Below are 20,095 nucleotides of genomic sequence, written 5' to 3' on the forward strand. Positions count from 1 at the left end.
CGCGGGCCCGGGTCGGCCAATGCCTCAGTCGCGCCGGGTCTGCAGGTAGTCGAACAGTTCCTGGTTGTTCTGCAGGCCCAGCTTGCGCTTGGCCTCGGCCTTCTGCCGGCTGATCGTCTTCGGGCTGCGTCCACATCGTGCGGCCACGGCGTTCACGCTGAGGCCGGCCGCCAGCAGGTCCAGCACTTCCTGCTCGCGTGCCGACAACGGCGCCGGTTCGCGTGGGAACAGCAGGTCGCGGGCCTGCAGGTGGTGGCGCAGCTGCTGGGAAACGAACACCTGCCCGACAAGCGCGGCATTCAGTGCCTGCGGCAGTTCGGAGAAATCGGCGCATTTGTCGACCAGACCGTTGATGCCATCGCGCAGCAGGCCATCGAGCAGCCCGGGATGGCGCGCGCCGGTCAGCACGACCACTGGAAGCCCGGGGAAGCGGGTGTGCAGCGCATCGATCAGTTCCGGGCCATCCGGGCCGGTGCCGGGCATCGACAGGTCGGTCAGCACGGCATCGCATGGGTGATGGTCGACCAGCTGCAGCAGCTCGGCGCCGTCACGGGCGCTGCCGACGATGTCCATCAGATGTGTCTGCAGCACGATGCGGATGCCGTGCAGGACCACGGGATGGTCGTCGGCAATGATGATACGTGGGCGCACGTGGCTCCTCGGAGATCGAACAGGCCACGCTGTGCGGCAGCCAAGGCCTGATTCTGCAAAAGCACTGTCCCGCATAGGTATAGGAAAGGTCCGAAATCGATGCCGGCTGGATTCCCCGCCAACCTGGGCGGAATCCATCTGCTGATAGCCGCCCGCTATGTGCACCGTGCACCGGGACGTTACCGACCATCGGGTAAGCTAGCGCCCTCGTTTGCACAGGAATTCCAGGTGGCTGACTCCCCCAACGCTTCCCCCGCGCCGGCTCGCGCGCTGGAAGGTCAGAAACTGCTGTTGTGCGTCGGAGGCGGGATCGCGGCCTACAAGGCCCTGGAACTGGTGCGGCGCCTGCGCGACGCCGGTGCCCAGGTGCAGGTGGCGATGACCGCCGGTGCCCAGCAGTTCGTCACTCCGCTCAGTTTCCAGGCCCTGTCCGGGCAGCCGACCCGCACCACGCTGTGGGACAGTGCCGCCGAACAGGCCATGGGCCACATCGAGCTGGCCCGCTGGGCCGACCGCATCGTGGTCGCCCCGGGGACCGCCGATCTGCTGGCCCGGCTGGCCCAGGGCCACGCCGATGACCTGGTCAGCACCCTGTGCCTGGCCAGTACCGCGCCGCTGACGATCTGCCCGGCGATGAACCACCGCATGTGGCTGCATCCGGCCACCCAGGCCAACATCGCCCTGCTGCGCCAGCGCGGTGCGCAGGTGATCGGCCCGGTCGATGGTCCGCTGGCCGAGGGCGAATCCGGTCCCGGCCGTCTGGCCGAACCGGGCCACATCGTCGCCGCGCTGGCCGCCAATGGCAGTGCCGCAGCGGTGATTGCCGCACCGGAAACCCGCGCGCTGCAGGGCCTGCGCCTGCTGATCAGCGCCGGCCCGACCTACGAAGACATCGATCCGGTGCGCTATGTCGGCAACCGCAGCAGCGGCAAGATGGGCTTTGCCCTGGCCGCGGCCGCCGCGACGATGGGCGCCCAGGTGGTGCTGGTCAGCGGCCCGGTGCAGCTGCCGACGCCGCCCGGCGTGCAGCGCGTGGACGTGCGCTCGGCCGCGCAGATGCGCGATGCCGTGCTGAAGGCGCTGCCGGCCGACATCTATATCGGTGCCGCCGCGGTGTCCGACTACACCCCGCGCCAGGTGGCCGCGCAGAAGCTGAAGAAGACCGCCGAGAGCCAGTCGCTGGTGATCGAGCTGGTGCGCACGCCGGACATCCTCGCCGAGGTCGCTGCACAGACGCAGTCGTTGAAGCTGGTGGTCGGCTTCGCCGCCGAGACCCACGACGTGGAGAAATATGCGCGTGGCAAGCTGGTCGACAAGCGCCTGGACCTGGTGATCGCCAACCAGGTCGGCATCAGCGGCGGTGGTTTCGAGAGCGACAACAACGCCGCCACGGCCTACTGGCAGGACGGTGAACAGGTATTCCCGGCCACCTCCAAGCGCGAGCTGGCCGAACAACTGCTGGCGCTGATCGCGCGGAGACTCCAGGCATGACCCAGGCTTTCACTTCCCAACCGCTGCAGGTCAAGCTGCTCGATCCGCGCTTCGGCGACAGCTGGCCGCTGCCCGCCTACGCCACCGAAGCCAGCGCCGGCATGGACCTGCGCGCCGCGCTGGATACCGCGCTGACCCTGCAGCCGGGCGACACCGCGCTGGTGCCCAGCGGCCTGGCCATCCATATCGCCGATCCGAACCTGTGCGCGGTGATCCTGCCGCGTTCCGGGCTGGGCCACCGCCACGGCATTGTGCTCGGCAACGGCACCGGCCTGATCGACGCCGACTACCAGGGCCCGTTGCTGATCAGCGTCTGGAACCGTGGCCGCGAGGCCTTCACCATCGAGCCGGGCGATCGCATCGCGCAGCTGGTGGTCGTGCCGATTGCCCGCGTCAGCCTGCAGGTGGTGGATACTTTCACCGACAGCGTGCGGGGAACGGGTGGATTCGGCCATACCGGGGTGCGTTGACGGGGGACATTGATGAGCGGCATCGGGGAAGGGCAGCGGGAACGGTCGTTGGGACGCAGTGCGCCACTACTGGGGGTGCTGCTGGTCCTGCTCGCCGGCTGGTTCGGATGGAGCGCGGTGCAGCAATGGCGGCAGGAAGCCAATGGCCAGGCGCTGGAAGAAGCGCGTGACCAGGCCGTGCAGGGACTGCAGGAGGCGGCTGCCGGCCAGCTGAAGCAGCTGCAGCAGCAGTTGAAGAACGAACGCGTGCAGCAGGCACTGCAGGCCGGCGACGCCGCCGCGGCAGCGCTGGCCGTACGCGAGAGCTGGACCGGGGTGGAGCAGGTTGAAGTGCTGGGCGCCGATCTGGCCACGGCCTATGCCGACCCGGCCACCTTCGGCTATGCACGCCTGGCCCTGCTGGAAGAAGCGCTGGCCGAGGGCAAGCCGGGCCTGCGCGTGGTACGCGATGCCGGTGGCAATCGTCTTGGTCTGGCGGCACCGGTGCAGCTGGGCAGCCTTGGCCCGGCAGTGCTCTACGTGCGCCAGCCATTGCTGCGGCTGACCTCGCCGCTGGACCAGGTGAGCGCCCCGTCCACCGGTTTCCTCGGCCTGCGCCAAGGCACGCATGACCTCGTTGCCCAGGGCGACGCCGGCCTGGCCGAGAGCGCCGAAGCGCTGGCGCGCCCGGTTCCGGGCACGCCGTTGCGGCTGGTGGCTGCCGTACCCAATGTCGAAGCCGGTCCGCTGGGCCTGGGATCGCTGGCCAGTGCCATCGTCGCGCTGCTGCTGGCCTTTGTCGCCGTGTTGCTGGTGGTCGGTCGCGGCCGCCTGCCGAAGACCCTGCCGCTGCCGCGTCGCGCCGCTGCGGCCGAAGCCGATCACGGTCCTACGCTGAGCGAGAGCCTGCAGATGGCGCCGCCGCCGGTGGCCGCCGCCAGCGCCGCGGAAAGTGCGCCGCCGCCACCGCCGGTCCCGGCCGGGGAACTGGCCGCCGGCATCTTCCGTGCCTACGACATCCGTGGCGTGGTCGGCAGCGAACTGACGCCGAAGACCGCCGCGCTGATCGGCCAGGCCATCGGTACCGTGGCGCTGGAACAGGGCCTGCGCGAGGTGGTGATCGGCCGTGATGGCCGCCTGTCCGGCCCGGAACTGGCGGCGGGATTGGCCGAGGGCCTGCGTCGCACCGGTTGCACCGTGATCGACATCGGCCTTGCACCGACCCCGGTCGTCTATTACGCCGCCTTCCATCTGCGTACCGGCACCTGCGTGGCGGTCACCGGCAGCCACAACCCGCCCGAGTACAACGGCTTCAAGGTGGTCATCGGTGGCGAGACGCTGTCCGGCGATGCCATCACCGATCTCTACCAGCGCATCGTCGAGGGGCGCCTGGTGCAGGCGGCCGAGCCGGGCGATTACCAGCAGCGCGAAGTGGGGGCCGACTACATCCAGCGCATCGCTGATGACGTGCAGCTGGACCGCCCGCTGAAGGTCGTGGCCGATGCTGGCAACGGCGTCGCCGGTGCGCTCGCACCACAGCTGCTGGAAGCCATCGGCGCCGAAGTCATTCCGCTGTACTGCGATGTCGACGGTACCTTCCCCAACCATCACCCCGACCCCAGCGAACCGGCCAACCTGGAAGACCTGGTACAGACGGTCAAGCGCTTCGGCGCCGACCTCGGCGTGGCCTTCGATGGCGACGGCGACCGCCTGGGCGTGGTCACCGGCGAAGGCAGGATCATCTATGCAGACCGCCTGCTGATGCTGTTTGCCGCCGATGTGCTGATGCGCAATCCCGGCGCAATGGTGATCTACGACGTGAAGTGCACCGGCAAGCTGTCCGACCACGTGCTGCGCAATGGTGGCAGCCCGCTGATGTGGAAGACCGGGCATTCGCTGATGAAGGCGAAGATGCGCGAAACCGATGCGGAACTGGCCGGCGAAATGAGCGGCCATTTCTTCTTCAAGGAGCGCTGGTTCGGTTTCGACGACGGCCTGTATGCTGCCGCGCGACTGCTGGAGATCCTGGCCCAGCGCGAGGAAACCCCGGACGAGGTACTGGCCGAGCTGCCGGAGATGGTGGCGACGCCGGAACTGAAGGTGCCGGTGGCCGAAGGTACGCCACACGCGCTGGTGGCGATGCTGGTGGCAGCAGCGCAGTCGCCGGACAACCCGTACGTGGGTGGGCGGCTGTCGACCATCGATGGCCTGCGCGTGGACTTCCCCGATGGTTGGGGCCTGGTGCGTGCCTCCAACACCACGCCGGTGCTGGTGCTGCGCTTCGAGGGCAACGACGAGGCGGCACTGGAACGCATCCAGGCGCTGTTCTGCAGCCAGCTGCAGCCGGTGCTGGGCGACACCCCGCTGGGGTTCTGAGCTGGGGCCGGGCTGCGCCCGGCACCCGCCGAGGCAACGTCAACGTCAAGAGCGGGTTTTCTGAGGGATGGCGGGGTGGGTCCGGTTGCGGGGGACGCCGTAAACCCATCCCTGGGGGCTTGGTCGCGGCATCCATGCCGCTCACACCCCCGCAACCGGACCCACCCCGCCTTCGACAGATCTCCGCGATCTGCCGGAACGGTACGGGGTCGGATCCCGTTGCTGCGCAACGGGCTCTGACCCCATATTCCGGAATGACGGCATCAATGACGGCATCCACGCATGGCGTGGATCTACCCCTTGAACCGCAACCCCACGCCCGGTTCGGTGAACAGGTAGCGCGAATCCAGCGCGGAATCGCCCAGCTTGTGCCGCAGCTTGCCGACCAGGATGCGCAGGTAGTGGGTGTCATGCTGGTGGGTCGGCCCCCAGATCTCCTGCAGGATCTGTGGCTGGGTCACCACCCGCCCGGCATTGCGCAGCAGCAGTGACAGCAGCGCGTATTCCTTGCGGGTCAGCGCCACCGGCTCGCCACCGAGGGCGACTTCGCGACGCACCAGGTCCACGTGCAGGTGGCCGTCGTCGAACACCGGCGGCGTGCCATCGCTGGGCACACTGCGCGTACGCAGCAGCGCGCGCACCCGTGCCATCAGTTCCTGGGTACCGAACGGCTTGGTTACGTAGTCATTGGCGCCGGTATCCAGTGCGCGCACCTTCTCGGCTTCACCCGCACGCACGGTCAGCATGATCACCGGTACCTGGCTCCATTGCCGCAGCTGCTCCAGTACCTCATGGCCTTCCATGTCCGGCAGGCCAATGTCCAGGATCACCAGGTCCATGTCCTCGCTGGCGGCCAGCTGCAGGCCTTCCTGGCCGGTTGCGGCCTGCCGCACCTGGTAGCCCTGCGCGCGCAGGCTGATGTCCAGGAACCGGCGGATCTGGGTTTCATCATCGATCACCAGCACGCGCGCGGCCGGCACGCTGGCATCAATCGGAGTCGGGCTCATCGTGGGAGGCTGGCTTGAGCAGGGGCAGGGTGATGCGGATCAGGGTACCGCGACCGTCGCGTCCGGGCAGCGCCTGCACGCTGCCGCCATGCGCGCCGATCATGCCCTGGCAGATGGTCAGGCCCAGGCCGGTGCCGTGGCGGCCGCGGTCACCGCGCTCGACGCTGTAGAACATGTCGAAGATGCGCGCGCGCTCGTCGTCGGGAATGCCGGGTCCGGCATCGATCACGTCGATGCGCAGCTGGCCGTCCAGCTCGCGCGCCTGCACCTGCACGGCGGCGTCGGGCGGTGAGAACTTGGCGGCGTTCTCCATCACGTTGAACACCGCCTGTTCGACCAGCGCGGGGTGCACCCAGATCGGTGCCAGCGTGGCTGGGATGTCCAGCTCCAGTCGCACCTTCGGCTGGTAGCGCTGCAGGCGCCGCGCCGCCGAGCCGATCAGTTCGTCCACGCCGATCCAGTCGCGATTGATCTTCAGGCCTTCGTGGCCAAGCCGGGTCATGTCCAGCAGGTTCTGGATGTAGCGGTCCAGGCGTTCGCCTTCGACCAGGATGGTGTCCAGCAGGGCGCGTCGATCCGTCGTGTCCATCGCCGCGCCATAGCTGGCCAGGCTGTCGGCGGAGCCGATCATCGCTGCCAGCGGCGAGCGCAGGTCGTGCGACACCGAAGAGAGCAGGGCCGAGCGCAGCCGCTCGGTCTCGTTGCTGACGTGCGCCTGTTCCAGTTCGGCCACCAGCCGGGTGCGCAACGCGGCCTGCGCGATATCGTCGACCATCGCCTCGGCCAGCTGCCGCTGCTCGGGCAGCAGGCGCGCCTGCGCGCCGGGCAGGTACAGGCCGGCCACGCCGATGGCGCGGTCTTCGCCATCCAGCAGCGGCAGGAACCACCACTGCGCACCGGCCAGGGTATCGGTGAAGCGGCCGCTGGGCTGGCCGTGGCGCAGGGCCCAGTCGGCCGCCGCCAGATCGGTATCGCCCGGCTGCGAACGGCCACCGGATGCCGTGTCGGCGCCGATCCGCAGCCACGAAGGAACGTCCATCGCCTGTTCCAGCGCCAGGCGCCCGGCCTGCGCCACTTCACCATTACCGGCCGCACTGGCCAGCTGCCGTCCCAGCTGCTGGCGCGCACGCGCATGACGGTTGGCCGCGCGCAGCGCGATCACCTGCATGCGCAGGCGCGAGGCCAGGCGCCCGGCGACCAGTGCGGCGGCCAGGAACAGGAACACGGTGATCACGCCCTGGCGTGCACCGATGGCGAAGGTGAAGCGTGGCGCGATGAACAGGAAGTTGTAGGCGAGGAAGCACAGGATCGCCGCCATCACCGCCACGCTGGCGCGCGTGCGCGCAGCCACCAGCACCACCGCCACGATGAACACCATCGACAGGTCGGCCATGCCTACCCAGCGTTCGGCCAGCCATGCCACCGCACAGGCCAGCGCCGTGGCGACCAGCGCCTGCACCGGCTCGTAGCTGATGCCGCGCATCGGTGGCAGCAGGCCCTCGCGGCGCGAGCGCGCACGTGCCTGCGGGGTGCTGATGATGGTGATCTCGTAATGCGCGCCGCGCTGGATCAGCTGCTGGGTCAACGTCCGGTTGAACATCCGTGCCAGCGGGCGTTCGCGGGTCCGGCCCAGCACCAGGGTCGACACGCCGTTGTGCGCGGCGTGGTCGAGCAGGGCGTCGGCGATGCTCGATCCGTGCAACAGTTCGGCGTCGCCACCCAGCCGCCGTGCCAGCGCGAAGGCGGCATCGATCTCGCGCCGTGTCGCTTCATCCTGGCGCCGCCCCTGCACGGTCACCACGGTCCACGGTGCGTCGCGGCGCTCGGCGATGCGGCGCGCCACGCGCACCAGGTATTCACTCTGGCCACCGCCGTCGATCGCCACCAGCACGCCGCGGCGCAGTGGCAGGTTGCTCTCGCCACGGGCGGCGCGTGCCTCGCGCAGGCTGCTGTCGACGCGGTCGGCAGCCTCCTGCATGGCCAGTTCGCGCAGCGCGGTCAGGTTCGCCGGCGAGAAGAACGCCTGCAGGGCCTGCGCGGCCTGTTCCGGCACATAGACCTTGCCCTGCTGCAGGCGCGCGATCAGCTCGCGCGGTGGCAGGTCGACCAGCACGATGTCGTGCAGGCGGTCGAGCACGACATCGGGCACGGTCTCGCTGACCCGCACGCCGGTGATGCGCATCACCACATCATTGAGGCTTTCCAGATGCTGGATGTTGACCGTGGTCCAGACATCGATGCCGGCGTCCAGCAGCTCCATCACATCCTGCCAGCGCCGCTCGTGACGGCTGCCCGGTGCATTGCGATGGGCCAGTTCGTCCACCAGCACCAACGCTGGATGCCGTGCGAGCACGGCATCCAGGTCCATCTCCTGCAGGGCGTGGCCGTGGTAGGCCACGTCCTTCAGCGGCAACTGCGGCAGCCCCTCCAGCAGCGCCTGGGTATCGGCACGGCCATGGGTTTCCACCAGCCCGACCACCAGGTCGACGCCGCGGCGCAGCTGTTCCTGCGCGCGGGTCAGCATGGCGTAGGTCTTGCCCACGCCCGGCGCCGCGCCGAGGAACACGGTCAGCTTGCCGCCAGCTTCGCGTTGCAGGCCTTCGACCAGGGCATCGGCCTGGCGGGTACGCGCATCAGTCATGGGAGCCGCTGTCATGGCTGCCATTGTGCGCGCAGCCGGTGCAGGCCGGCATCACGGTGCCTTGGCTGCATGGTCCAGCGCGAAGTTCAAGGTCACCACGTTTACCCGTGGCTGCCCGAACAGGCCCCACTGGCGGCCTTCGGTATGCGCCTGCACCAGCGCCTGCACGCGTTCCACTGGCAGGCCTCGCGCACGCGCCACGCGCGCCACCTGCAGCTGTGCGGCGGCCGGCGACAACTGCGGATCGAGACCGCCGCCGGACTGGGTGACCAGATCGGCCGGAACCTGCGCTGGCGCGACACCTTCCCGTGCAGCCACCGCAGCGGTGCTGGCAGCGACGCGCTCGGCCAGCGCGGGGTTGCTGCGCGCCATGTTGGAACCGGCGGCCGCCATCGGATCGTAGTTGGCGGCCGACGGCCGTGCCTGGAAGTAGCCATCACCGGTGAACGGCTGCGCCAGCCATACCGAGCCGCGCACCTGGCCACTGTCATCGCGCAGCAGGCTGCCTTCGGCCTGTCCCGGGAATGCCAGGCCGGCAAAGCCGGTTGCAATGCCGGCGTAGACCGCACCGGCCAGCAGCAGGGTGGCCAGGCCCAGGCCGATCGCCGGACGCCAGCGGGCGTCATCCTGCAGGCTGGCTACGCGGGCCTCGGCCTTCGGTTCACGGGACAGGGAAGACGAGGTGGAAGCAGAACGGTTCATGCGCCGAATACCAGGACAAGAAGGAGGTCGATCAGCTTGATCGCCGCGAACGGCAGCAACACGCCGCCGAGGCCGTACACCAGCATGTTCCGGCGCAGCAGCGCCGTCGCGGTGGCCGGGCGGAAGCGCACGCCACGCAGGGCGAGCGGGATCAGAGCGGGAATCACCAGGGCGTTGAAGATCAGCGCCGCCAGCACGGCGTTGCGCGGGCTCGACAGCTGCATCACGTTCAGTGCGGCCATGGTCGGAACGGCAGCGGCGAACAGCGCCGGCAGGATCGCGAAGTACTTGGAGACGTCGTTGGCCAGCGAGAAGGTGGTCAGCGCGCCGCGGGTGATCAGCTGCTGCTTGCCCACTTCCACCACCGCCAGCAGCTTGGCCGGGTCCGAATCGAGGTCGACCATGTTGCCGGCCTCCTTCGCCGCCTGCGTACCGGAGTTCATCGCCAGGCCGATATCGGCCTGGGCCAGCGCCGGGGCGTCGTTGGTGCCGTCGCCGACCATTGCCACCAGGCGACCGCCGGCCTGTTCCTGGCGGATGCGCGCCAGCTTGTCTTCCGGCCGCGCTTCGGCGATGTAGTCGTCCACACCGGCTTCGGCAGCGATGGCGGCGGCGGTCAGCGGGTTGTCACCGGTGATCATCACCGTGCGGATGCCCATCGCCCGCAGCTGCGCGAACTTCTCGCGCATGCCGTGCTTGACCACGTCCGACAGCTCGATCACACCCAGCACGTGGCGGCCCTCGGCCACCACCAGCGGGGTGGCGCCGTTGCGCGCGACCTGCTCGACACGACCGGCCAGCTCGGCCGGCACGTTGCCGCCCAGCGACTGCACATGCGCGCGGATGGCATCGGCGGCGCCCTTGCGGATCTGCCGCCCATGTTCCAGGTCCACGCCGGACATGCGGGTCTGGGCAGTGAAGGCCAGGTAGTCGGCATGGTCCGGTTCGGCGGTGGCGCAACCCTGCTCGCGCGCCAGGCGCACGATCGACTTGCCCTCCGGAGTCGGGTCGGCCAGCGAGGACAGCAGTGCCGCTTCACGCAGCTGGCTGGCGTCGATAGCGGCCAACGGATGGAAGTGGCTGGCCTGCCGGTCGCCGTAGGTGATGGTGCCGGTCTTGTCGAGCAGCAGCACGTCTACGTCGCCCGCCACTTCCACCGCCTTGCCCGACTTGGCCAGCACGTTGGCAGCCAGCGCCCGGTTCATGCCGGCAATGCCGATGGCTGGCAGCAGGCCACCGATGGTGGTCGGGATCAGGCACACCAGCAGCGCGATCAGCAGCAGCGGATCAACCTGCACGCCCACCGCTGCACCGATCGCCGGCAGCGTTGCCACCACTACCAGGAAGGTCAGCGTCATCGCCGCCAGCAGCAGGGTCAGCGCGATCTCGTTCGGGGTCTTCTGGCGATTGGCGCCTTCCACCAGCGCGATCATCCGGTCCAGGAAGCTGTGGCCCGGCTCGGCGGTCACCCGCACGATGATCTGGTCGGACAGCACCTTGGTACCGCCGATCACGCCGGAACGGTCGGTACCGGCTTCGCGCAGCACCGGTGCCGATTCGCCGGTCACGGCCGCTTCGTTGATGGTCGCCAGGCCCTGCACGATCTCGCCATCGGCCGGCACCAGTTCACCGGCACTGACGATCACATGGTCGCCCGGGCGCAGCTCCGCAGCCGGTACCTGGGTTTCGGCGGCACCCGGCTGCGGTGCGGCCAGACGGCGCGCCACCAGATCCTGGCGGGCACGGCGCAGCGATGCAGCCTGGCCACGGCCGCGCGCTTCGGCCACGGCTTCGGCGAAGTTGCCGAACAGCACGGTCACCAGCAGGATCGCGGTCACCGCCAGGCCAAAGCCCAGCGGCGCATTGCCGGTCAGGGTGACGATGGCGGCGACGATCGTGCCGGCCATCACCACCGCCATCACCGGGCTGCGCACCAGGTGCATCGGCGACAGCTTGCGCACCGCCTCGACCAGTGCACGGCGCAGGCCTGCGGCATCGAGCAGGGCAGGGCGCGGTGCGAGGGAACTACGGGTTGAACTTGCGTGGGTACTCATTGCGGTGTCCTCAGTGCAGTCCCAGGCTCAGGTGGTCGGCGATCGGGCCGAGTACCAGCGCCGGCATGAACTGCAGCACGGTCAGGATGACGATCACCGAGACCAGGGTCAGGGCGAAGGTCGGGGTTTCGATCTGCAGGCTGCCGGCAGACTCCGGCGCCTGGCGCTTGGCGGCCAGCTGGGCGGCTACCACCAGCGGGATGATCAGCAGCGGGAAGCGGCCCAGCAGCAGCACCAGCGAGCAGCTCAGGTTCCACCACAGCGTGGCGTCACCCAGCCCTTCGAAGCCCGAACCGTTGTTGGCGTAGGCCGACACGTACTCGTAGAACACCTGGCTGATGCCATGGAATCCGGGATTGGAGGTGCCGGCCAGGCCGGGCACGGCCAGGGTGATCGCGGTGAATACCAGCAGGGTGATCGGCTGCAGCAGCACCAGCAGGGCCAGCAGGCGTACCTGTGGCGTCTCCAGCTTGCGGCCGAACAGTTCCGGCGTACGTCCGGTCATCAACCCGGCCAGGAACACGCCCAGCAGCAGGTACACGATGAACTGCTGCAGGCCACAGCCGATGCCGCCCCAGATCGCGCTGACCAGCATGTTGACCATCGCGATGCCGCCACTGAGCGGCGCCAGCGAATCGTGCATGCCGTTCACCGAGCCGTTGGACACCTGGGTGGTCACCGCCGCCCACAGCGCGGTGCCATCGGCACCGAAGCGCACCTCCTTGCCTTCCATCAGCAGCGGCGTGGCGGCGCTGGCGCTATGGCCCTCGCTCCACATCATCGCGCCGGTGGACAGCAGCGACATGCCCAGCATGCAGCTGAACACCAGGGCGCCGAAGCGACGCCGGCCGGTGAACGCACCGATCATGAAGATCACTGCCATCGGCACCAGCAGGATGCCGACGATTTCCAGCGCATTCGACAGCGGGGTTGGATTCTCCAGCGGGAAACTGCTGTTCGGGCCATACCAGCCGCCGCCGTTGGCGCCCAGCTGCTTGGCCGCGACCATCGCCGCGACCGGGCCCAGCGGCAGTTTCTGCTGGGCCATGCCGGCGCTGGCATCGATTGGCGCAGCCTGCGGCCCGCCGGCCATCGTCGAGGGCACGCCCTGGCTGGTCAGCAGCAGCGTCCACACCAGGCACAGCGGCAGCAGGAAGCGCACGCACAGGCGCACCACGTCCACGTAGTAGTTGCCGACCGCGACCTGCCGGTCATCGCCGGCCCCGTTGGCCGCCGCAGCCTGCGGCGCACGCGAGAACAACGCGCGCAGCGTGGCCACCGCCAGCGCCAGGCCCATCATCGGCGTCACCACCTGCAGGCCAGTGATGCCGGTCATCTGCGAGAGGTAGGACAGCTGCGCCTGGCCCGAGTAGTGCTGCTGGTTGGTGTTGGTCAGGAACGAGATCATCGTGTGCAGCGCGGTGTCCCAGCGCATGTTCGGGATCTGGTCCGGGTTCAACGGCAACCAGGCCTGGGTCATGAACACCGCCTGGGTCAGCACCGCGACCATCACGTTGCTCAGCACGAAGGCCAGCACATAGCCGCGCCAGGACATGGCGCGCGATGGATCGACGCCAAGCACCTTGTACAGCGGCTTTTCGATCCAGTGGAACAGCACGTCGACCTTCATCGGCGTGCCGTGCATCACCCGCGCCAGGTACAGACCCAGCGGCCACGCCAGCAGCAGGCTGGCGGCAATAATCACAAGCATCTCAGTCATGGCAGGCTCCGCTCAGAACGACTCGGGCCGCAGCACGACATAAAGGAGATAGGCGGCGGCGACCAGCACCAGCACGCCACACAACAACGACAGCCAGGGGGACATTGCAATAGCGTCCTGGTGGAACCCCTCCACCTCAGGCCGCCATCGTCGTCCTGCCCCCCATAAACGCACTACGCGCCGGACCGGGCCGACGCGTAAAAAGTGCATAAATTCCGTGGGCCAACCCGTAACCGGGCCCGGGGTAGCGCCGGGCCATGCCCGGCGGAGGCAGCGCCGTCAGCCCGCCGGAGCGTCCGCCGGCACCAGCCCCTTCAGCTCGCGATAGCGCTGCAGGGTGCTGTCGATCTCGGCCTTCAACGCCTGCTGCTGCTGCACGAGCCCGGCCTGCAGGCGCTGCTGGGCCTGAAGCTGCGCATGCCGCTTGCGGATCGCCTCGGCCTGCTTGTCGACCACCTTGCCGCCGGCCAGCTCGCGGTCTCCTGCCGCCGACAGCAGCGCCACCAGCGACTCACGCAGGCTGGTGACGTTGTATTCGGCGGTCTTCAGGTTGTTGTCCAGCACTTCCTGGCGCTCGGCAAACACCCGGCGCAGGTCGGCCTCGCTGCCGTAGGTGGACAACATGGCCTGCTCAGTGCGCTGGCGGGTCTGCTCGGCCATCAGGTCCAGCTGTTGCTGCTGCGCAGCGGTGCTGGCAGCGGCACGTTCCTCGTCGGTCAACGCGCGCTGGACCTGCGCATTGCGCAGGCCCGTGCTCGCATTGAATTCCTCGCGCGCATGATTGACCGCGTCTGCCGGCAGCGAATCACTGCAGATCCGCTCCTTGCCCTCGTTCCAGCAGTACAGCTTCTTTTCCGCCTTGCCGCTGTCGCGCGACTGCGCCGGTACGGTGAACGGCACGGCCAGCAGCAGGCCGGTGAAGAGGACAGCAGGAACTCGGGACATGACCTTTCCCCTGGTCGGTCAGCGGATCGAACGAACGCCGTACTGGGCCCGGTAGGCTTCCAGCGGCTGCCGGTAACCCACAAGTTCCGGGTTGCCGGAGGCAAAATCAAGCAGGTCGGCCAGCGATGCCACGGCGATCACCGGGATACCGGCCTCTTCGGCCACCGATTGCGCCGCCGAGCGGCGGTCGGTCTCCGAAGCGATCTCCTGGCGGTCCAGCGCCACCACGATGCCGGCCGGGGTGCCACCGGCGGCGCGGATGATGCCCAGCGCTTCGCGGATCGCGGTACCGGCGGTGATCACGTCATCGACGATCAGCACGCGCTTGCCCTGCATGTCGGCGCCGATCAGCTGGCCGCCTTCGCCGTGGTCCTTGGCTTCCTTGCGGTTGAACGACAGCGGCAGGTCGCGGCCGCGCTGGGCCAGCTCACAAGCCATCGCGGTGGCCAACGGGATGCCCTTGTAGGCCGGGCCGAACACCACGTCGTACTTGATCCCGCTGGCATCGATGGCATCGGCGTAGCAGGCGCCAAGCTGGGACAGCAGCGAACCGGAGTCGAAGCGGCCGGCGTTGAAGAAATAGGGGCTCAGCCGGCCGGACTTGAGGGTGAACTGGCCGAAGCGCAGGGCATCGGCGGTCAGGGCCAGCTGCAGGAAACGGTGGCGGTGGTCGCTCATCAAAACTCGATTCATCTTCATTTGGAGCATAAATCCTAATCCAGCTGGGCGTTTCGCGCTCGTCCGGCCCCGTGTGAAGGCGTTTGCGGGCCCAACCGACGGACTGCGCAGCCCCGCGGTCAACCGGTATGCTTGCCCGGTTTCCCGCCGTAGGTCTTCCGCATGCGCATCATCAGTTTCAACGCCAATGGCATCCGTTCCGCCGCGACCAAGGGCTTCCTCGACTGGTTCCGTGCCCAGGATGCCGACGTCCTGTGCATCCAAGAAACCAAGGCCCAGGAAGACCAGCTGACCGACCCGATGTTCCGCCCGGACGGCCACCACTGTTTCTACCGCGACGCCATCACCAAGAAGGGCTACAGCGGCGTGGCGATCTACAGCAAGCGCGAGCCGGACCAGGTCATCACCTCGCTGGGCTGGGCCCCGTTCGACGACGAAGGCCGCTACATCGAGGCACGCTACGGCAACCTCAGCGTGGTCTCCTTCTATATCCCGTCCGGCAGCTCGGGCGACCTGCGCCAGGGCTTCAAGTTCGAAGTGATGGAATGGCTGCGGCCGATCCTGGAGGAGTGGGCACGCAGCGGCCGCGACTACGTGTTGTGCGGCGACTGGAACATCGTGCGTTCGGCGCTGGACATCAAGAACTGGAAGTCCAACCAGAAGAATTCCGGCTGCCTGCCGGAAGAGCGCGACTGGCTCAACGCCCTCTGCGCCGACCACGGCCAGGCCACCGATGTCGCCGCCGGCCGCGGCTGGGCCGATGCCTACCGCCTGCTCAACCCCACCGGCGAGGACTACACCTGGTGGAGCAACCGCGGCGCCGCCCGCGCCAACAACGTCGGTTGGCGCATCGACTACCAGTTCATCACCCCGGGCCTGCGTGACCGCCTGCGCAGCTGCTCGATCTACCGCGACGAGCGCTTCTCCGACCACGCCCCGTTCACCGTGGACTACGACCTGTGACCGAGGCTGCCAAGCCGCGCCGACCGTGGCAGCAGGTGTTGTCCAACCTGAGCCAGCGCAAGGTGCTGGCGATGCTGCTGCTCGGCTTCAGTTCCGGCCTGCCGATCTACCTGGTGGGCAACACGCTCGGCTTCTGGATGCGCAAGGAAGGCATCGAGCTGAGCACGATCGGTTTCCTGTCATGGGTCGGGCTGGCCTACACCATGAAGTTCCTGTGGGCGCCGATCGTCGACAAGACCGACGTGCCTCTGTTCGGCCGTTTTGGCCGCCGCCGTGGCTGGATGCTGCTGTCGCAGCTGGTCGTGGTGGTGGGCCTGGTCGGCATGGCGCTGGTCCAGCCCAAGGGGGGCCAGATCCAGTTCCTGGGTATCGCCTGGCAGCACATCGTCGTGTTCGGCGTGATGGCCGTGATCGTGGCATTTGCTTCGGCCACCCAGGACATCGTCATCGATGCCTGGCGCATTGAAAGTGCTGACAACAGCGAGCAGCTCGGCCTCCTGACCTCATCCTCGGCGCTGGGCTATCGCACCGCATTGCTGGTCACCGATGCGCTGATCCTGATCATCGCGGCCCGTGTCGGCTGGCAGGTCTCGTACGAGATCATGGCCGTACTCATGGCGCTTGGCGTGGTGGCCGTGGTCATGGCCCGGGAACCGGCCAGGGAGGTGGCTGCCGTGCAGGCCCAGGCGATCTCGCTGTGGACGCCGCGGGGCCTGTTCGACGCCGTGGCCGGGCCGTTCATCGCCTTCGTCCGCGAGCACCGCAGCGGCGCGATCCTGATCCTGGTGGCCATCAGCGTCTATCGCATGGCCGACTTCGTCATGGGGCCGATGGCCAACCCCTTCTATGTCGATCTCGGCCTGGACGAGGATACCGTGGGCGCGGTGCGTGGCTCGGTCGGGCTGGTCGCGACGTTCGTCGGCATTGCCGCAGCGGGCCTGGTCTCGGTCCGCTGGGGCGTGCTGGCGGCGCTGATGGTGGGCGCCGTGCTGGGGCCGGCCTCCAATCTGGCGTTTGCCTGGCTGGCCTATTCCGGCCCGGACACAACCCATTTCGCCGTGGCCATGGCGATCGACAACTTTGCCAGCGGCTTCGCCGGTACGGCGCTGATCGCCTACATGTCGAGCTTGACCAGCATCGGATACACCGCCACCCAGTACGCGCTGCTGAGCTCGTTCTACGCGATGCCCGGCAAGGCCCTCAAGGGATTCTCGGGGTGGTCGGTACAAACGCTCGCGCAGGGTCGGACGCTGCTGGAAGGTTATGCATTGTTCTTCGTCGGTACCGCGCTGGTGGCGATCCCGGTGGTGATCCTGTGCGCTCTGTTGATCGTGCAGCAGCGCCGTCGCCAGGCCGCAAGCGCCACCTGATTGCCTGCCCGCCCGGTCTGCGGGATCATCGCCCCGACGCGCCGAGGGGGCGGTGCCCTGCGAACGGGGAAGTGAGCATGGCCGACGTTGTGCTGCGGGACCTGGACCCGCTGCTGCTGGAACGTATCAGACGCGTCGCGGTCGCCCGCGGCTGGACTCACGAACAGACCTGTGCCGCCTTGCTGGAGCAGGGCCTGTTCAGCAGTGAGCTGGAAGTCCGCTCCGGCTTCGGCGATCCCGAAGTGGATGCCCTGTCCGATGCCATCGCCGCCCTGCAGGCGTTGCCCGCAGGGCAGGGGTTTGATTAACGGCCGCGCCGCAATGCTGTAGAGCCGAGCCCACGCTCGGCTGCCCCGTAGATCCACGCCATGCGTGGATGGCACCATCCTCACGCCAGATGGATCGCTCCCAGGATCCGCGGCCCCTGGGCGCCGGTCACGCTCGGCAGGTTGCCGGCCAACCCGTCCATCGTCCGCTGCGCCAGCCACGCAAAGCCCATGGCCTCCACGTACTCCGGGTCCAGCCCGTGCACGGCGCTGGATTCCACCTGCACGCCCGGCAGCCGTGCGCTCAGCCGCTTCATCAGCTGCCGGTTGCGCACACCGCCGCCACAGACCAGCAGGCGGCGGGTCTGCGGCTGCTGCGCCAGCAGCGCATCGGCCACCGTTGCCACGGTCAGCTCCAACAGGGTCGCCTGCACGTCGGCCGCAGCGTACTGGCCTTCGGCCATGTGCGCCTCGGCCCAGGCCAGGTGGAACTGCTCACGGCCGGTGCTCTTCGGCGGCGGCAGCGCGAACCACGGGTCCGAGCACCAGCCGGCCAGCAGGCTCTCGTCCACCGCGCCACTGGCGGCATATGCGCCGTCGGCGTCGAAGGTGCGGCCGGTGTGGCGCTGGCACCAGGCATCCATCAGCGCATTGGCCGGGCCGGTATCGAAGCCACGCACCGCACCTTCGCGCGGAATCAGGGTCAGGTTGGCGATGCCGCCGAGGTTGAGCACCGCGCGGTCTTCGTCAGCCGTGCCCAGCATGGCCAGGTGGAAGGCCGGCATCAGTGGCGCACCATGGCCCCCGGCCGCCACGTCGCGGCGGCGGAAGTCGGACACCGTGGTGATCCCGGTCAACTCGGCGATGCGGTTGCCGTCGCCCAGCTGTACGGTGAAGGCGGGGTCGGCCAGCGGGCGGTGACGCACGGTCTGGCCGTGCGAGCCGATCGCGCGCACCTGGCTGCGGTCCACGCCAGCCTCGGCCAGCAGCTGGTTGGCGGCCCCGGCGAAGTTGATCGCGATCCGGGCGTCCAGCTCGCCGAGCTCCTCCAGCGAGTCCAGCCGGCCACCTTCGCCCAGCGCCACCAGTCGCGCACGCAGCACCGGCTCCCAGCGGGCGGTCAGGCCGTGCACGAAGCGGCAGCCTCCGCCGGCGGGGAACTGCACCAGCGCGGCATCGATGCCGTCGGCGCTGGTGCCCGACATCAGGCCAAGGTACAGGGGGGCGTCAGCGTCGGCGGTCGTGTTCATGGCGGGCATAAAAAAAGGACGCGGCAAGCTTGTGCTGCCGCGTCCTTCTTCGTCAACGCAGCGGCTCAGCCGCGCTTGCGGCCGGTGCTGCTCTTGTCCTTGGCGCTGGCCACCTCGGGGGCGGCCTCGTCGCGGCTGGTCGGCGCGGGGCTGGCATCGGCGTAGATCAGCTTTTCCATGCCCTGGATGCGGGCCATCGCCGGCGCGGTCTGCGCGCGGAAGGCGACCAGCTCGGCGCCCTTCAACGGCTCCGGCGGCGGCATGGTCACGGTCAGCGGGTTGCGATGCTCGCCGTTGACGCGGAATTCGTAGTGCAGGTGCGGGCCGGTGGCCAGGCCGGTCGAGCCCACATAGCCGATCACCGTGCCCTGGGCCACGCGCTGGCCGGTCTTGATGTTCGCAAAGCGCGACATGTGCCCGTACAGGGTGGTGTGGCCGCGGCCGTGATCCAGGATCACCACGTTGCCGTAACCACGCTGCACGCCGGCGAACTGCACGCGGGCGTCGCCAGCGGCCATGATCGGGGTGCCGGTGCGCGCGGCGTAGTCCACGCCCTTGTGCATGCGCATCTTGCCCAGCACCGGGTGCTTGCGCGCACCGAAGGTCGAGCTCAGCCGCGCGAACGGGATCGGCATGCGGATGAAGCTCTTCTTCAGCGAACGGCCGTTGATGTCGTAGTACTCGGACTTGCCGTTGCGGTCGAAGCGGAAGCCGGAATAGGTCTTGCCACCGGTGGTGAAGGTCGCCGCCAGGATCTTGCTGGTGTCCACCTTCTCGCCTTCGCGCCAGGTTTCATCCATCACCACGCTGAAGCGGTCGCCCGGCTGCAGGTCCTTGGAGAAGTCGATGTCGTACTTGAAGATATCGTCGGTCATCGTCGCGATCGCCGACGGCGACAGCCCGGCGCGGCGTGCGGCGGCGTACAGCGAACTGGTGATCTCGCCACTGGTGACCACCGTGCGCGTGGAGGTCTCGCGCTTGGTCACCTTCTCCTTGATGTCATCACCGGCCAGGCTCAGCTCCACCCGGTTGTCGGCATCGCGGTCGAAGCGGATGCTGCGCAGGTCACCGGACAGCGGCATGTCGAAGGCGATCTCGGCGCCCGGGCGCAGCTTGGTCAGCGCCTCGCGCGCGCCCGGGTGGTCCAGTACCCGGTGCAGGGTGGTGGCCGGAATGCCGGCCTTGTCGAACAGATCGCTCAGGGTCTGGCCGCGTTCCACGCGCAGTACCTGCCAGCTGTCACCGGGTACCTGCTGCTGGCGGGCCATGGTCAGCGGCGGCAACGGCAGTGCCAGGCTGGTATGGCTGTCGGCAAAGGGGGCGTCGATGGTGTGCGAGAAGCCCGGGACGATCGTTGCCACCAGGGCGCCGATGGTCGCGAACAGGCTGGCATGCATCCAATGGCGCCGGGTCCAGCGCTCGTTGAAGGCGGCGGGAAGATGTTGCCTGAGCTTCCGATGCAGGGCGTTGTCGTGCAGGACGTGGAGGCGTTCCTGGAAGCGCTGCTTGCGTGCGCGCCCTTGTTCGGAATT

Annotated in this window: 17 protein-coding genes (1 of these 17 running past the window's edge); 6 read left to right on the forward strand and 11 right to left on the reverse strand. The window is 68.5% G+C overall.

Features of this window, described 5'->3' with window-relative positions:
* Window positions 1–24: 24 nt before the first annotated feature.
* Window positions 25–651: a response regulator transcription factor gene (locus tag AASM09_RS01555; protein ID WP_049429656.1), complete on the reverse strand. Its 627-nt coding sequence runs from the start codon at window positions 649–651 to the stop codon at window positions 25–27.
* A 228-nt stretch (window positions 652–879) separates the two neighbouring features.
* On the opposite strand from AASM09_RS01555, the gene coaBC reads away from it, so the two are divergent.
* Genes coaBC through AASM09_RS01570 form a run of 3 tightly spaced genes read left to right on the forward strand, consistent with a single transcriptional unit; the run spans window position 880 to window position 4,967 of the window.
* A complete protein-coding gene (coaBC, locus tag AASM09_RS01560; protein ID WP_049429657.1) occupies window positions 880–2,142 on the forward strand; it encodes a bifunctional phosphopantothenoylcysteine decarboxylase/phosphopantothenate--cysteine ligase CoaBC in 1,263 nt (420 codons plus the stop codon).
* The gene (gene dut / locus AASM09_RS01565; RefSeq protein ID WP_021204751.1) at window positions 2,139–2,612 is read left to right on the forward strand and encodes a dUTP diphosphatase; all 474 of its coding nucleotides are present in this window, start codon (window positions 2,139–2,141) and stop codon (window positions 2,610–2,612) included. Before coaBC ends, dut begins: the two co-directional genes overlap by 4 nt.
* A gap of 12 nt (window positions 2,613–2,624) precedes the next feature.
* Entirely contained in the window at window positions 2,625–4,967 is a 2,343-nt protein-coding gene (locus tag AASM09_RS01570; RefSeq protein ID WP_100443747.1) for a phosphomannomutase/phosphoglucomutase, read from the forward strand.
* A 293-nt stretch (window positions 4,968–5,260) separates the two neighbouring features.
* Here AASM09_RS01570 and AASM09_RS01575 read toward each other — a convergent pair whose 3' ends face one another.
* The 8 genes from AASM09_RS01575 to pyrE all read right to left on the reverse strand — a co-directional run bounded on the left by AASM09_RS01575 (window position 5,261) and on the right by pyrE (window position 14,714).
* On the reverse strand, window positions 5,261–5,974 hold the full coding sequence (locus tag AASM09_RS01575) for a response regulator transcription factor (protein WP_049431087.1): 714 nt from the start codon (window positions 5,972–5,974) through the stop codon (window positions 5,261–5,263).
* A complete protein-coding gene (locus tag AASM09_RS01580) occupies window positions 5,955–8,615 on the reverse strand; it encodes a sensor histidine kinase (protein WP_049431084.1) in 2,661 nt (886 codons plus the stop codon). The genes AASM09_RS01575 and AASM09_RS01580 overlap by 20 nt, the downstream gene beginning before the upstream one ends.
* Window positions 8,616–8,666: 51 nt before the next feature.
* Window positions 8,667–9,317 carry a potassium-transporting ATPase subunit KdpC gene (gene kdpC, locus AASM09_RS01585; protein WP_049431077.1) on the reverse strand — a complete coding sequence of 217 codons (651 nt, stop codon included), beginning with the start codon at window positions 9,315–9,317 and terminating at the stop codon, window positions 8,667–8,669.
* A complete protein-coding gene (kdpB, locus tag AASM09_RS01590; RefSeq protein ID WP_049431074.1) occupies window positions 9,314–11,371 on the reverse strand; it encodes a potassium-transporting ATPase subunit KdpB in 2,058 nt (685 codons plus the stop codon). The genes kdpC and kdpB overlap by 4 nt, the downstream gene beginning before the upstream one ends.
* Window positions 11,372–11,381: 10 nt before the next feature.
* On the reverse strand, window positions 11,382–13,091 hold the full coding sequence (kdpA, locus tag AASM09_RS01595; RefSeq protein WP_100443748.1) for a potassium-transporting ATPase subunit KdpA: 1,710 nt from the start codon (window positions 13,089–13,091) through the stop codon (window positions 11,382–11,384).
* A gap of 12 nt (window positions 13,092–13,103) precedes the next feature.
* Entirely contained in the window at window positions 13,104–13,196 is a 93-nt protein-coding gene (locus AASM09_RS01600; RefSeq protein ID WP_005407770.1) for a potassium-transporting ATPase subunit F, read from the reverse strand.
* Window positions 13,197–13,370: 174 nt separating this feature from the next.
* Window positions 13,371–14,036: a hypothetical protein gene (locus AASM09_RS01605; protein ID WP_049431068.1), complete on the reverse strand. Its 666-nt coding sequence runs from the start codon at window positions 14,034–14,036 to the stop codon at window positions 13,371–13,373.
* A gap of 18 nt (window positions 14,037–14,054) precedes the next feature.
* Window positions 14,055–14,714, reverse strand: a complete 660-nt coding sequence (gene pyrE, locus AASM09_RS01610) for an orotate phosphoribosyltransferase (protein ID WP_005407772.1) — start codon at window positions 14,712–14,714, stop codon at window positions 14,055–14,057.
* 162 nt (window positions 14,715–14,876) lie between these two features.
* Between pyrE and AASM09_RS01615 the strand changes: the two genes are divergently transcribed.
* The 3 genes from AASM09_RS01615 (at window position 14,877) to AASM09_RS01625 (ending at window position 17,355) form a co-directional block, all read left to right on the forward strand.
* Window positions 14,877–15,677, forward strand: a complete 801-nt coding sequence (locus tag AASM09_RS01615; protein WP_005412008.1) for an exodeoxyribonuclease III — start codon at window positions 14,877–14,879, stop codon at window positions 15,675–15,677.
* Window positions 15,674–17,047, forward strand: a complete 1,374-nt coding sequence (locus AASM09_RS01620) for a muropeptide MFS transporter (RefSeq protein ID WP_049431064.1) — start codon at window positions 15,674–15,676, stop codon at window positions 17,045–17,047. The genes AASM09_RS01615 and AASM09_RS01620 overlap by 4 nt, the downstream gene beginning before the upstream one ends.
* 77 nt (window positions 17,048–17,124) lie before the next feature.
* A complete protein-coding gene (locus AASM09_RS01625) occupies window positions 17,125–17,355 on the forward strand; it encodes a hypothetical protein (RefSeq protein ID WP_005420465.1) in 231 nt (76 codons plus the stop codon).
* An 80-nt stretch (window positions 17,356–17,435) separates the two neighbouring features.
* On the opposite strand, the gene AASM09_RS01630 is transcribed toward AASM09_RS01625, so the two are convergent.
* Both AASM09_RS01630 and AASM09_RS01635 read right to left on the reverse strand, forming a co-directional pair.
* Window positions 17,436–18,563, reverse strand: coding sequence for an anhydro-N-acetylmuramic acid kinase (locus tag AASM09_RS01630; RefSeq protein WP_080355073.1), 1,128 nt, complete (start codon window positions 18,561–18,563; stop codon window positions 17,436–17,438).
* 65 nt (window positions 18,564–18,628) lie between these two features.
* Window positions 18,629–20,095: the 3' portion of a M23 family metallopeptidase gene (locus tag AASM09_RS01635; protein WP_049431060.1), read on the reverse strand. It continues 6 nt past the right edge of the window; only the last 1,467 of its 1,473 coding nucleotides appear in the window; its start codon lies off the right edge, out of view; its stop codon occupies window positions 18,629–18,631.

This window comes from Stenotrophomonas maltophilia, assembly GCF_039555535.1.
Classification (GTDB): Bacteria; Pseudomonadota; Gammaproteobacteria; order Xanthomonadales; family Xanthomonadaceae; genus Stenotrophomonas; species Stenotrophomonas maltophilia_Q.

Coding starts and splice junctions, on each gene's coding strand:
- kdpB (WP_049431074.1), bottom strand. CDS start 11,371: ATGAGTACCCACGCAAGTTCAACCCGTAGTTCCCTCGCACCGCGCCCT.
- kdpA (WP_100443748.1), bottom strand. CDS start 13,091: ATGACTGAGATGCTTGTGATTATTGCCGCCAGCCTGCTGCTGGCGTGG.
- pyrE (WP_005407772.1), bottom strand. CDS start 14,714: ATGAGCGACCACCGCCACCGTTTCCTGCAGCTGGCCCTGACCGCCGAT.
- AASM09_RS01605 (WP_049431068.1), bottom strand. CDS start 14,036: ATGTCCCGAGTTCCTGCTGTCCTCTTCACCGGCCTGCTGCTGGCCGTG.
- AASM09_RS01580 (WP_049431084.1), bottom strand. CDS start 8,615: ATGACTGATGCGCGTACCCGCCAGGCCGATGCCCTGGTCGAAGGCCTG.
- dut (WP_021204751.1), top strand. CDS start 2,139: ATGACCCAGGCTTTCACTTCCCAACCGCTGCAGGTCAAGCTGCTCGAT.
- AASM09_RS01570 (WP_100443747.1), top strand. CDS start 2,625: ATGAGCGGCATCGGGGAAGGGCAGCGGGAACGGTCGTTGGGACGCAGT.
- kdpC (WP_049431077.1), bottom strand. CDS start 9,317: ATGAACCGTTCTGCTTCCACCTCGTCTTCCCTGTCCCGTGAACCGAAG.
- AASM09_RS01630 (WP_080355073.1), bottom strand. CDS start 18,563: ATGAACACGACCGCCGACGCTGACGCCCCCCTGTACCTTGGCCTGATG.
- AASM09_RS01600 (WP_005407770.1), bottom strand. CDS start 13,196: ATGTCCCCCTGGCTGTCGTTGTTGTGTGGCGTGCTGGTGCTGGTCGCC.
- AASM09_RS01575 (WP_049431087.1), bottom strand. CDS start 5,974: ATGAGCCCGACTCCGATTGATGCCAGCGTGCCGGCCGCGCGCGTGCTG.
- AASM09_RS01615 (WP_005412008.1), top strand. CDS start 14,877: ATGCGCATCATCAGTTTCAACGCCAATGGCATCCGTTCCGCCGCGACC.
- AASM09_RS01625 (WP_005420465.1), top strand. CDS start 17,125: ATGGCCGACGTTGTGCTGCGGGACCTGGACCCGCTGCTGCTGGAACGT.